The sequence below is a fragment of the Aquipluma nitroreducens genome, from assembly GCF_009689585.1.
GTDB lineage: Bacteria > Bacteroidota > Bacteroidia > Bacteroidales > Prolixibacteraceae > Aquipluma > Aquipluma nitroreducens.
Window position 1 is genome coordinate 945,547 of sequence record NZ_AP018694.1, and the last position, 12,966, is coordinate 958,512.

Annotated in this window: 8 protein-coding genes; 4 read left to right on the forward strand and 4 right to left on the reverse strand. The window is 40.3% G+C overall.

The window, feature by feature from the left end:
* Positions 1–6 precede the first annotated feature (6 nt).
* Positions 7–660: a hypothetical protein gene (locus AQPE_RS03925; RefSeq protein WP_318349744.1), complete on the forward strand. Its 654-nt coding sequence runs from the start codon at positions 7–9 to the stop codon at positions 658–660.
* 61 nt (positions 661–721) lie between these two features.
* On the opposite strand, the gene AQPE_RS03930 is transcribed toward AQPE_RS03925, so the two are convergent.
* The 3 genes from AQPE_RS03930 to AQPE_RS03940 all read right to left on the reverse strand — a co-directional run bounded on the left by AQPE_RS03930 (position 722) and on the right by AQPE_RS03940 (position 8,167).
* On the reverse strand, positions 722–2,890 hold the full coding sequence (locus AQPE_RS03930) for an alpha-galactosidase (protein ID WP_318349745.1): 2,169 nt from the start codon (positions 2,888–2,890) through the stop codon (positions 722–724).
* Positions 2,891–3,031: 141 nt separating this feature from the next.
* Positions 3,032–5,023: a RagB/SusD family nutrient uptake outer membrane protein gene (locus AQPE_RS03935; protein ID WP_318349746.1), complete on the reverse strand. Its 1,992-nt coding sequence runs from the start codon at positions 5,021–5,023 to the stop codon at positions 3,032–3,034.
* Positions 5,024–5,068: 45 nt separating this feature from the next.
* Positions 5,069–8,167, reverse strand: coding sequence for a SusC/RagA family TonB-linked outer membrane protein (locus AQPE_RS03940; protein ID WP_318349747.1), 3,099 nt, complete (start codon positions 8,165–8,167; stop codon positions 5,069–5,071).
* 444 nt (positions 8,168–8,611) lie between these two features.
* On the opposite strand from AQPE_RS03940, the gene AQPE_RS03945 reads away from it, so the two are divergent.
* A complete protein-coding gene (locus tag AQPE_RS03945) occupies positions 8,612–9,484 on the forward strand; it encodes an AraC family transcriptional regulator (protein ID WP_318349748.1) in 873 nt (290 codons plus the stop codon).
* A 159-nt stretch (positions 9,485–9,643) separates the two neighbouring features.
* The gene (locus AQPE_RS03950) at positions 9,644–10,384 is read left to right on the forward strand and encodes a flavin reductase (RefSeq protein WP_318349749.1); all 741 of its coding nucleotides are present in this window, start codon (positions 9,644–9,646) and stop codon (positions 10,382–10,384) included.
* 215 nt (positions 10,385–10,599) lie between these two features.
* Here the strand turns inward: AQPE_RS03950 and AQPE_RS03955 are convergent, their stop codons facing one another.
* Positions 10,600–11,862, reverse strand: coding sequence for an OmpP1/FadL family transporter (locus tag AQPE_RS03955; RefSeq protein ID WP_318349750.1), 1,263 nt, complete (start codon positions 11,860–11,862; stop codon positions 10,600–10,602).
* Positions 11,863–12,071: 209 nt separating this feature from the next.
* Here AQPE_RS03955 and AQPE_RS03960 point away from each other — a divergent pair, with 209 nt between their 5' ends.
* Entirely contained in the window at positions 12,072–12,959 is an 888-nt protein-coding gene (locus AQPE_RS03960; protein ID WP_318349751.1) for a carbon-nitrogen hydrolase, read from the forward strand.
* Positions 12,960–12,966: the final 7 nt, after the last annotated feature.

Sequence of the window (12,966 nt, forward strand, 5' to 3'; positions counted from 1 at the left end):
GAAGACATGGATATCATCACAATGTGGAAAGCACAAAACGAGAAAATCGAACAGTCGCTGGCTATCAACAATCACCTCCTGAAGGAAATCATAGGCGGCAAAGCCAAATCGGCTCTGTCACACTTGAAACGATTAAAAATTACATTGCTATTCTTTGGAATACTTTACCTGCTCTTTTTGGGTAGCCTGATCTCTTTCGCCGTGACTCATTATTCGCCGGCATGGAACTACTTTATCATTTCGGTAGGTGCTATTTTTGCGATAAACACGATTGCTGTGGCCACTTACGCGAAACATTTGGTCTGGCTGAGCCAAATCAATTACGACGGTAGCATTGCCCAAATCCAACAGCGTTTATCGGGTTTGCAATCGTCCATCATCAAACATTCGCGCATTATGTATTTGCAAACTCCGTTTTTCACCACCTTTTACCTGAGCAGCAATTGGTTTCCAGAGAATGCAGGCTGGCCTTTTATTTTGTTTCAGGTCGTATTTACTGCCGCATCAATCTACTCCTCCATCTGGATTTATAAGCATATGACTCTTGAAAATATCGATCACAAAATGATTAAAAGTTTACTATCGGGTTCGGGTCGTGAAACAGTAAAAAAAGCCATGGATTTTTACATAGAAATTGAAGATTTTAAGGTTGAAAAATAACCAGAAAGCCCGGACTCCTCTTCAGAATCCGGGCTTTATTTTTCAGGAAGTAAAATCTAAATTAGTTCACTTCAGTAATTTCAATCACTGCACTTGTCAATTCGTTATTGTTTGGTAGCGACAAACCAATTTTCATCAGGTAATCACCGGATAAGACTTTGCCATCGGCTCTGAATCTACTTCTGAAATCTGGTACTTTATTAATTTCCTCAATTTTGTAATTTTTCTTCGGATCCAAACCTGCCAATTTTACTACACTAAACTGATTGAATGCTCTCGGATGCAAGGAATAGGAAAACAGGATAGATTTAGCCTGATCGCCGCTCACATACATCAAAACAGCACGCTCCTGTTCGTAAGGCGAAACCAAACGATACAAATCTCCTTTCCAAATCAGGTCTTTTAACCGGGCATAATTTTGCAGCGCTTGCTGGCTAAATTTTAGTTCATCGGCTGTCAATTCATTCACCCGGATATCGTAACCCATTTTGCCCATCATAGCCACGTCAGTCTTGTATTTCAGCGTTTGTTTGCCCATGGTGGTGATGTGGTTACACGAGGTAATACTTGGGAAGAAATACGAATATCCCCATTGAATGTACACACGTTCGGCGGCATCGGTATTGTCGCTTGGCCAGAATTCGGTAAAGTATTTTAATGCGCCATAATCGGTGCGTCCGCCCCCACCCGAGCAAAGCATGATGGGCAGTTTCGGATATTTCGCACGTAAACGTTCCATGACCTTATAAAAACTCCGCACATATTCAATTTGCACATGCGACTGATTTTCCTTCTGGTAAACCGAATAAGTATTGGTCATCATGCGGTTACAATCCCATTTAATGAAGCCAATTTTGGGATTTTTGGTCAGCATGTCATCAACCAATTTATAAACGAACTCCTGAACTTCAGGATTTGTCAGATCGAGGACCAACTGGTTGCGGTAATAATGTTCGTCGCGATTGGGCAGTTTCAAAACCCAGTCGGGATGTTTTTCATACAATTCACTTTTCGGGTTAACCATTTCAGGCTCAATCCAGATACCGAATTTCACACCTTTAGCTTCGGCCTGTTCAACCAGATAACCAATTCCGTGAGGCAATTTGGTTTTGGTTTCCTGCCAATCACCCAGCCCTGCACGGTCGTTCGAACGTGGATATTTGTTTCCAAACCAGCCATCATCCAACAGGAAAAGATCGACACCCAATTCTTTGGCACCACCAAACAAGTCGGTCAGTTTTTTCTCATCAAAATCGAAATAAGTGGCTTCCCAGTTGTTTAGCAAAGTCAAGCGATTGCCATTTCCATCCAACACACCGTAATTGCGTGCCCAATTGTGGAAATTGCGGCTCGCCAAACCTTTACCCTGAGCGCTGTAAGTAAAAATAAATTCAGGAGTTACAAAATTTTCATTGGGTTTCAGGTGATATTCCGAAGCAAACGGATTCATGCCCGAAATCATCCGAAGCGAATTGCTGTTATCGATTTCGAACAACAACTGGAAACTACCGGTCCAACCCAAAGTTCCGGCAATTACTTCTCCAGAATTTTCGGTGGCTTGAGTATTTTTTGCCAGAAAAAATACGGGCGTTGCATACATATCTGCACGCGTACCCAACTTACTGTCGATGGTTTTAATTCCGGCGGTAAGCTGACTTTCTTCCATCCGCATTTCTTGTGCCCAATCGCCATGGAATTGTGTCAACCAGTATTTATCGGCATCCCAATGCAGCATCGACGAAGCAAAATTGGTCAGAGTCACCGGATTTTTTTCCTGATGCTTGATCTCAGTCCAGGTTTTGATAATGTTTTCTTTCTGGAAAGCAGCAAAATTGAGCCGAACTTCAACCGGGTATTTCGAGTCTTTTAACAAAATGGAAGTGGTAATTACATTTCCATCGCGGGTTACTTTATTGTCAGCCACCAATAATTCGAGCGAAGGATTTCCATCGTTGTGAAGCATTCTAATGGCCGGCTCAAACAGATTATCCATTCCTGACGGAACATAGGCTTCGTGCTGATTGGGTAGCGTTTTATAATCTTCCGGATTCATCAGTTTTTCGCCCAGGTAAACCTGATACAATTTCTGATTTTTCCCAACAGAAAAGACCAAAGAGGTATTGTCGGTTTCAATTACGATTTGCTTTTGGGTCTCCGCCATCGGAGGAAACTGGGCATAAAGATTGACAACCAGCAGGATGAGAGCCGAAATCAAAAAAATCTTTTTCATGATTACTACAGTTTAGTTAGACATAAATTGGCAGTCGAAAGGTATTAAAATTCAACCGAATGTCTCATCATCTTAGAAACAAAAATCGCCGCTATTGCATAACACAATAGCGGCGAAAAATATGATTAAACCAGATAACTATTAATAGTATCCAGGGTTTTGCACATCAGCAATAGCTGGTTTTGGCAATAAACGATCGATGTAGTTACTTGGAATTGGACGTAATTTGTGGTAATCTTTAACGTTAGCTTTAGCATCCGGATTGTAAAGTTTAACACGGGCTACCAAAGTTCCGGTACGCGCCAAATCTTCCCAACGCTGAAATTCACCGTAAAGTTCACGACCACGTTCTTCCAACATAAAGTCAACAAATGGATCAAAACCTGCGCCTGTAGGAAGCTTAGGGCTTTTTACCATAGCTTCGGTAACCAACATAGAGCTTACAGTTGAAGTTGTATTCTTGGCAGCGCCATCAATTCTGGATACTTCAGCAGCTTTAGTCTCACCTTCAGCATAAGCAGCACGAGTACGAATAACGTTGATATATTTCACTGCATTTACAAAGTCACCTTTGCGACCATATGCCTCAGCAGCAATCAGGTAGGTTTCGGCTAAACGCATGCGGTGGAAGTTTCTTGATCCCGCCTGGAAGTTAATGTCTGGACGTTGATCATCCAACCATTTTAACATACAAGGGAAAAGGTTGGTGTCGTATTTGTCAACCGGGATTAACATGTATGGAGCTTTTGCAATATCAATCAACATTTGACGATACTTGGCAGCATCCAATAAAGTTTGTTTTGGATTTGTTGTTGAATAATCGCTCAATGCCCCGTATGATTTTGGAGACATATAGATACAAGTATCGCCAGCTTTGAATTTTGGCTTTCCAACCAATTCGGCTGGTGTAGTATAGATCACATCAGTTTTATCTTCAGCATTGGTGGCTGGGTTGATGTAATAATATTTAGCTGCCCAGGTTGTTGCTGTTGCAGGATTGTTGCAAATAAAGGTTCTTTTAAATGTCTTGTAAACCCTTGAATCGTTTTGCCTATCCCACAAAGTTGTAATTGTTGTTGGACTTGGACGAAGACGTTTCCAAGGACGGCCATTGGTTATATCACGGATCATACCAGGTTTGATGTCGTATTGAGTCACCCAGTATAAATGCAACTGATTACCACCATCCGAAGTAGAGCTACCAGCACCATTAAAAAGAGCATCCTTGGTATATTCAACATCCCAGATAATTTCCTTAGTTACCTTTTGATTGTTCTGCTCAAATACATTTGAGAAGTTCGACTCCAATGCAAATTTGCCTGAATTGATAACAGCTTCAGAATAAAAAGCAGCGCTATCTAAATCGGTTGCCTTTCCACCACGAACTGTTGCTTCAGCACTGATGCGGGTCAGATAAACCTTAGCCAGCAAATGAGAAGCTGACCATTTAGTAGCACGGCCACGCTCAGCTTGTTGATAAACATCAGGAAGAACAGCATAAGCAGCTTTCAAATCACTAATAATCTGTTTGTAAACATCGGCAACAGGTGCACGTTTAAAATCAGTTACGATCTGTGTAACATTTCCTTCAGTAACTAATGGAATTGCACCATAATGTTGTACCAAATCAAAATAGAGATATGCACGCATAAATTTCAATTCAGCAACGCGCTGAGCCTTTTGTGCATCGGTCATATCAGTAACCTTTGGTAAATACATCAGTGCTGTGTTCGCACGGGTAATTCCGCGGTAATTGTTATCCCAGAATTTATTGATGACATCCTGCTGAGAGTTCAATGAAGTAAGATACTTATTGAAAGCATCTTTATTTCCTCCATCAGTACCTTCCCAGGTAAGATCGGTACCATATTCAGTCAAACAAAAGTAGGTTTCCATGTTACCACCAACAGTACTGTTGTATGCTGGGTTTGTTACTGTATTTGTTGGATTGTATGCGCCTGTATACCATCTCATTGTTTGATAAACACCGGTAACCGCAGCTTCCATTCCCACTTTTGTAGTGAAATAATCATATCCAACATTCGTATACATTTCCTCCTTCAGGTAGTTGTCACATCCTGTAAAAGAAAAGATTAACAAAATTGCGAATATATATTTAGCTATTTTTTTCATATTCTTTATAATTTATGTTGTAAATGCTTCTAAAATGACTTTGTATTATAAGCTCATATTAATACCAAACATGACTGTACGTGGCATTGGAGCATTAAAGTTCTCACCACTTTCAGGGTCGGTACCAGGATACTTAGTAATACAGAAAGCATTCTGAACAGTTGTATATAGTCTAAATTTCGAAATTTTCAACCTTGACAAGACACTCTTAGGAATATTGTATCCCAAAGTTGCATTGCTTAAACGAAGAAATGAAGCGTTGAAGTAGTTTAATGAACTTCTATAGGCAGGGTTTTCAATGCCGTTGTTAGGACGTGGGGCATCGTTACTTCCATTACTTGCAATAGCCTTTCCACTTGCATCATATTGAGTTACAGCCCAATAATTCACTTTCAAACTATTATAACGTCCGTTAAAACTCATATTACGGTCGAACTGTAACATATTTCCGTAAGAAGCATTCAAGAAGAAGTTCAAGTCAAAGTTCTTATACGTAAAGTAGTTAGTCATACTGGCAGTGAATTTTGGACGTGTTGAACCTACAATCACTCGGTCGTCAGCTGTAATCTTACCATCAGCGTTTGTATCCTGCACATGAATGGTACCTGGCACAAATGCAGATCCAAATTTAGCAGCTTCAGCCTCCTGCCCTAACTGCCAAATTCCCAATGATTTGTAGTCATAATAAACAGAAAGTGGCTGTCCGATAAACCAACCATTTCCGGTATCATTATTTTTACCTCCGTAAAGTTCAACAATTTCTTCCTTGTTGCGGGCAAAGATGAAGTCGGTACTCCAGGTAAAATTGGTCTTTTGGATATTTTGAGTGTTGATAGTTACCTCAATACCTTTATTACGGGTTTTACCAATGTTATAGACTACACTGCTGAAACCAGAAGCCTCAGGCACTTGTCTGTCCATTAACAAATCAGATGTATTCTGAAGATAAAGATCGATTACTCCATTGATGCGTCCTTTTAAGATACCAAAATCCAAACCGGCATTGTACTGTTTGGTTTTTTCCCATTTCAGGCCTGGGTTAGGCATTTCATTTTGGTAAAAGGCCATCATGTTTGTTGAACCGAAGTTATAACGAGCATACCCAAGGTTACCAGCCGTTTTATAAGGATCGATAGCCGAGTTACCGGTGATACCAAAACCGGTACGAAGTTTCAGGTTACTGAAAATATTCATATTTTTCATGAAACTTTCTTCATTGATACGCCATGCTAAAGCTGCTGAAGGGAACATCACCCATTTATTTCCGGGAGCCAAACGCGATGAACCGTCATAACGGGCAGAAGCCGTTAACAGGTATTTATCTTTGTAGCTGTAATTGAAACGACCCATAAAAGAGGCTAACTGCCATTTTGTATAACTACTTGAAACAGCCGATATTGTTGGTGCGCTACCCACATTATACCATAATTGCGTTTCATAAGGCAAATTCCCTACGCTAATGTTAGATGATTCATATTTTTCCTGTTGGATGGATTGTAGAAAAGTTGCTCCTAAGGAATGTTTACCAATTACTTTATTCCAGTACAACAAGTTTTCCCAGGTGTACATGGTACGGGTATCGCCACCGTTTTCTGCACGGGCTAAACCACCCTGACGGTCAGAACTGCGTGATCCATAAAATCTTTGGTTAAGATATGGGCCAAAATCCAAACCGAAGTTTGAACGGTATTTGATGTCAAATGGTAATTTTGCTTCTAAATAATAGCTTCCTAAGAAACGATCTTTTCTTAATTTAACAACAGCCTCTGTCAAATTAAGTACTGGGTTCCAAAGCTGGGGATCGTTACCCGGACGATTAAACAGAACACCGTCTGCATTGCGAATATTGGCCAATGGAGAAAGACTCTTTACGCCATCATAAACGTTAGGTCCGTCATTGCGGTCGAAATGTGAAAATTGGGTTTGTCCTCCAATCTTAACGTAGTCAGAAATATCCCAATCGAAATTAACACGAGCTGAATAACGCGAATAACTTTGTGTCTTCAATAAACCTTCTTCGTCATAATAGGTAGCAGAAGCCAATACTTTCAATTTATCAGTACCTCCACGCACGCTGATCTCGTGATTCTGTACGGTTCCCTGACGCATTACTTCTCCCATCCAATCGGTCGAAACCAAACGTTCCGGATGCCACGAACCATCGGTATCGTATGCATTCTTAATTTTAAAGGCAATACCTGCTAAATCGTTTTCCTGTCCAACAGGTAACATTTGCACATCCATGGCATAGGTAGGAGCAGTAACCGGATACTTACCTGTAGTGCGATAAGCTTCACGTAAAAATTCAACCCATTCCGGGCCATTGAAAAGATCAAGTACTTTCGCTTGTGTCTGGATACCATAATAGCCATTGTAATCCACAATGGCTTTTCCTGATTTTCCTTTTTTAGTTGTAATGATTACAACACCGTTAGCACCTCTGGAACCATAGATAGCTGTTGCAGAGGCATCTTTCAAAATGTCCATCGATTCAATATCCGATTGGCTAATTTCGCTCAAGCCAATAACCAATGGAACTCCGTCAACAACATACAAAGGCTCGTTGGTTGCTTTTAACGAACGGTTACCACGGATCATTACTTTTGCATCTGCTCCAGGAGCAGAGTTCGTTTGCTGAACAACAACCCCGGCAGCTTTTCCCTGCATAGCCTGGGCAGCACTAAAACTTGACCTTTCAGCCAATTTTCCACTGCCAACCGATGATACAGAACCTGTCAGGTCTTTTTTGCGGACTGTTCCGTATCCAACGGCAACAACTTCTTCCAAACCTACAGTTTCCTGCGCCAGAGACACATTAAAAGTTGTTTTTGTTCCAATCTGAATTTCCTGTTGAACCATTCCAACGAATGAAATAACAAGTGTTTTTGAACTTTCCGGAACTTTTAAAATGAACTTTCCGTCCATATCAGTAATAGTACCAATGGTAGTACCTTTAACAATTACCGAAGCACCCGGCAGTGCCTGATTTGTATCATCAGTAACAGTTCCGGTAATTGATTTTGTTTGCTGCTCGGAAGTTAGATTTTCCGGGATCGCACCAAACCCATTAAACAGACCCGCAAAACAGGTCAAAAACAGTGTTAGTTTAGTTACAAATAAAAATTTCTTAAGTCTTTTTTTCATAGTCATTTTTGTTTTGCCGCCTTTGATATAAAACTATAAAACTGATTTTAAATCAGAAACAGCTGGTTAATTAGTTTAACACGTTATTACTACAGTCACAACCACTTACGTTGCTTATTCTGTAAATTTCATTCCTCTTTGTTTACCCCATTGGCTATTAAAATTTGATAGGTTTAAATATTCAATAACATTATGCAATCGATTGATCTGGTTATTATGATCTATCCGATAAAGAACTTCATATCTATTTATCTTCCACATGAAAAATAGATTCTAAATTAGAAGGTAGCCGATTTTAATTCCAGTATTAATAAATTGTTATTGTATCAATGACAGAAATCGAAGGCTAATATAGATGTAAAAAAAATACTATGTGATATAGGATTTGCAGACATATATATTATTTTTGCCTATACTATTAGACTATCGTAACCGAAAACAAGTATGAAACCTTTCAAAGAAGTTATAAACTATCTTGCAGGTAATTCGTTCGTTATAAAATATAACGATTTCGAACATTTTTCGGTACCTTACCACTACCACAATGAATTTGAGCTCGCATACATCCTTCGCAGTACCGGAAAAAAATTTATTGGCGATGTTATAGAAGATTTTGGACCAGGCGATATTGTTTTTTTGGGAAGTACGCTTCCTCACTTTTTCCTCAACGACAAACAATATTATTCCGGAAATCCTGAGTTAAGAGTTAATGCTTACATTCTGCAGTTTCCAGCCGACTATTTCAGCGACAATCAGTTAATCAGGCCGGAGTTTGCTTCCATTTCCAGACTATTGGCCAATTCCTCGCGAGGGCTAAAATTTCCGGAGAGTATAAAAATTCAAGCTGCCGACTTAATCCAAAAAATGTATAAGGATGCTGGACTCATTCGCTATTTCACCCTAATTGAATTATTAAATCTGCTTGGACAGTCCGACTTCACTCCAATTGCAAGTCAGGGATACTCAAAAAGCGCTTATCACAATTTCGATGGACGACTGGTCAAGGTATATCAATATTCAATTGAAAATTTCAACAAAAAAATCTCTTTGAATGAAGTCGCATCAGTTGCCGGGATGAATCCTACAGCGTTTTGTCGTTATTTCCGAAGTAAGATGCGAAAAACATATGCCGAGTTTGTGAATGAACTAAGAATCAACAACGCATGCAATATGCTTCGAAACAGTAATGAAACCATTGCTTTTGTTTGTTTTGAAACTGGATTCAACAACATATCCAATTTCAACCGCCAGTTCAAAGGAATAATTGGAAAATCACCATCGGAGTACCGAAAATTTCTGAACGTTGAAAACGATTAATGATCATTTTCAACATTAATCTTATTTATTCGCGCTTCAGATTTAGGTTTGACGCCCTGAATTTTCAAATCCTACGAAAGCTTCTATTCAGGAAAATCAATTCGTTCAAAACAATGAACTAAATTTGACTTTTAAGGTTATCTACAACAAACTAAAATTATGAAACTTAAAGCTTTCCACAAATTATCATACGGTTTATATTTGATCGCTTCTGAACATCAGGGTAAAAAAGCCGGATACATTGCCAATACTACGTTTCAGGTTACTTCAGAACCGCCTCAAATTGCCATTTCGTGCCACAAAAACAACCAGACGACCCAGGTCATTCTTGATTCAGGCATTTTTTCGATTTCAGTCTTGAAGAAAGAAGTGAATATGAAAATCATTGGTGACTTTGGTTTTATGTCGTCGAACGACATCGATAAATTCAACGGAATTAATACCATCACGGCCAAAACCGGTGCTCCAATTGTTCTCGACAGCTCAGTGGCATGGTTCGATTGTAAAGTAACGAAATCCATTGATCTCGGATCGCATTACCTGATTATTGGAGAAGTACTTGATTCGGATGAAATTTCGGATGAAGAGCCGCTGACCTACCAATATTACCGCGAAAAATACAAAATGTATTCGCCAAAGAATTCACCAACTTATATCGAGAAATCTTTACTGGAAGCAGAACCTGTAGTATCTCCAACAGAAATTAAAGAAGAAGAACCGGAACACGAGCACATTTTTGATGGGCAAAGCTATGTTTGTGTAATCTGCGGATTTACCTATAATCCGGAAGAAGGCGACCCATCGATGGGCATCCCGCCCGGAACTCCTTTCGAAGATTTGCCTGAAGATTACAAATGCCCAATTTGCAACGCCAGTAAAGAGTATTTTAAGGCAGTGTAATAAACTAATAAGACCAGAAAGTAATGAATCAACTTTCTGGTCTTATTGTTTTACTCGAAAAAAACTAGTTTCATATCATCGTTTTACTGTCGAAGGCTCGTCACCATGAACTTGTTTCAGGGTCTCATCAACGAAGAGATGCCGAAACAAGCCTTCGACGTGAGCTCAGTCGAACGTTCGACATAACGTTGCGACAAGAGTTCGTTGACACGGCACTAGAATGTGTAGCCCAGTTCCAACTCGAACTGACTCATTTTTAGCTCAATCGTTTGAGCAGTGTACATACTGTTAGGACCAGACAGGGATGTTGCTGGTGAATACATCGCTGATAAATTTATTCCATTTCCCTTTTTACTTAACTTACGGGTAAAACCGGCAGCCACATGATTCTGAGATACTCCCGGAGCAAGGATATTAAACATGAGTTGGTTTTCGGGAAACTGTTGCATGGCATGCGAAACACCCGCGCGATAGGTCCAATCACTGCGATAAGGTGTATATTCCATCCCAAGCTTAAAAACCAGCTGGTTTCCCCATGCAAACCCTGGACCTGAATCATCGCCTAAAGGAGCATCAAGGGTAAGTGGGTTCGAAACCGATTTCACATCGGTATACCTGATCTGTTTTGCATCAAGAGCAAGTGTAAATTCCCTCGAAAATTGATAAGCCAAACCTACCGTAATATTCGATGGAATATTAAATGCACCCTGTTCGGCAAATAAACCAGCATATTCTTTAAACTTGGTCATGAATATTTCGCTTTGGTATTTAACCCCGATACTCAATTCACGGGTTATTTTTCCGAGATAACCTATTTTTGCACCATAACCGTAACTGTAATCCACTCCATTATCAGTCAATTTTAGCGGGTCAGAACTCATTCCCATAAATGCCTGCAATCCATTGGCCTCAAACATTTGAAAAGCTCCAATGGCGGAAATCCCGAAACTGTGATTCTTTCCTAACTTCATCGAATAGGTTATCTCTGAAAACAACTGCGACAGGTTAATCCCGGTTGGGCTAGTTACCGGCGCTTGTGGATTATTAAACGTTTTCGTTGGATAACTTGTATTCATACCTCCATTCCCATAAATCGAAAAACCAACTGCGGAGGTCTTGTTGATCATCCAGTTACCGCCGATTGAAGGAATAAAAAACACAGGTTTATCACTTTTCACAGTTCCTTCAGTAAGTGGAAAAATCCCTGGCTGCCCTTCCGTATTCGCAGAAATGGTGTATTCGCGCATGGGTGCAAATGCGCCAACTCCAAACGAAATCTGTTTCCCAAGAAAAACATTTCCGGCGGGGTTACCACCGATAAGCGAATTGGAAAATAAAGCGACACCGGCACCAGCCATTCCTTTACTTTTCGTGCCATATCCAATACTGAAATATCCGTCGGTTGCCGAGCTGATTTGCACTGTGCAAACCAATAAAATAAGCAACACAATCAGTTGCTGAGGATAATTTTTGTTCATAGTTGCTTTTTATGAAATAAGTTGTGTAAAACTAATAAACCTATCTATAAAATTAGATATAAACAAACATGATAATAAACATATAATTTTCATTTCGATATTTGGTTTAATATTCGAATGGAATTTCTAAATGTCGGCATCTTGAAATCTATTCAAGAGGAAGTATTTCTAAATATTATTTACTTTTGCCTCCAGATATAAATAACACCATGAAGAATAAAAACTACAACATCGCATTGATTCAGATTTCGCTGGATGCCACTCCGGAAGTGAACTTTAAAAAATGTCTGGAATGGATTCGAAAAGCCGCCAGCCAGGGAGCCAATGTAGTTTGTTTACCCGAATTATACAGTTCGTTCTACTTTTGTCAGAGCGAAAACCATGATTATTTTGATTTGGCTGAGCCACTCCATAACGATTCATACCAGGCATTTAGCTCACTTGCCAAAGAACTGGGTGTCGTTTTAATTGTTCCGTTTTTTGAAAGACGCGCATCAGGCTTGTACCACAACTCAGCCTACATCATCGATACCGACGGGTCTGAAGCCGGGCTGTACCGAAAAATGCACATTCCGGACGATCCAAGTTACTACGAAAAATTCTATTTTACGCCCGGCGATATCGGGTTTAAGGCTTTCGATACCAAAGTGGGAAAAATCGGAACCTTGATTTGCTGGGATCAATGGTATCCTGAAGGAGCGCGAATTACAGCATTGCAAGGCGCCGAAGTACTCTTCTATCCTACCGCCATTGGCTGGCATCCTTCCGAAAAAGCACAATACGGCGAAAAGCAACACGATGCCTGGCGCACAGTTCAGCGTGGACATGCAGTGGCCAACGGAATTTTTGTGGCGGCCTGTAACCGTGTGGGCTTCGAGAGACCCGTTGAATCATCGGCAGGAATTGAATTCTGGGGGGCATCGTTTATTGCCGGTCCGCAAGGCGAAATTCTGGCCGAAGCCTCGCACGACAAGGAAGAAATCATCATGGCCGAAATCGATCACACCCTGATGGAAGATGTCCGCCGCAACTGGCCTTTCCTGCGCGATCGCCGGATTGATGCCTATGGCGATATTACCAAAAGGTTTATTGATTAACCAGACT

Bases quoted from the DNA above. Each gene is read 5' to 3' on its own strand.
- AQPE_RS03925 (WP_318349744.1), top strand. From the start codon at position 7: ATGGATATCATCACAATGTGGAAAGCACAAAACGAGAAAATCGAACAG.
- AQPE_RS03930 (WP_318349745.1), bottom strand. From the start codon at position 2,890: ATGAAAAAGATTTTTTTGATTTCGGCTCTCATCCTGCTGGTTGTCAAT.
- AQPE_RS03935 (WP_318349746.1), bottom strand. From the start codon at position 5,023: ATGAAAAAAATAGCTAAATATATATTCGCAATTTTGTTAATCTTTTCT.
- AQPE_RS03940 (WP_318349747.1), bottom strand. From the start codon at position 8,167: ATGAAAAAAAGACTTAAGAAATTTTTATTTGTAACTAAACTAACACTG.
- AQPE_RS03945 (WP_318349748.1), top strand. From the start codon at position 8,612: ATGAAACCTTTCAAAGAAGTTATAAACTATCTTGCAGGTAATTCGTTC.
- AQPE_RS03950 (WP_318349749.1), top strand. From the start codon at position 9,644: ATGAAACTTAAAGCTTTCCACAAATTATCATACGGTTTATATTTGATC.
- AQPE_RS03955 (WP_318349750.1), bottom strand. From the start codon at position 11,862: ATGAACAAAAATTATCCTCAGCAACTGATTGTGTTGCTTATTTTATTG.
- AQPE_RS03960 (WP_318349751.1), top strand. From the start codon at position 12,072: ATGAAGAATAAAAACTACAACATCGCATTGATTCAGATTTCGCTGGAT.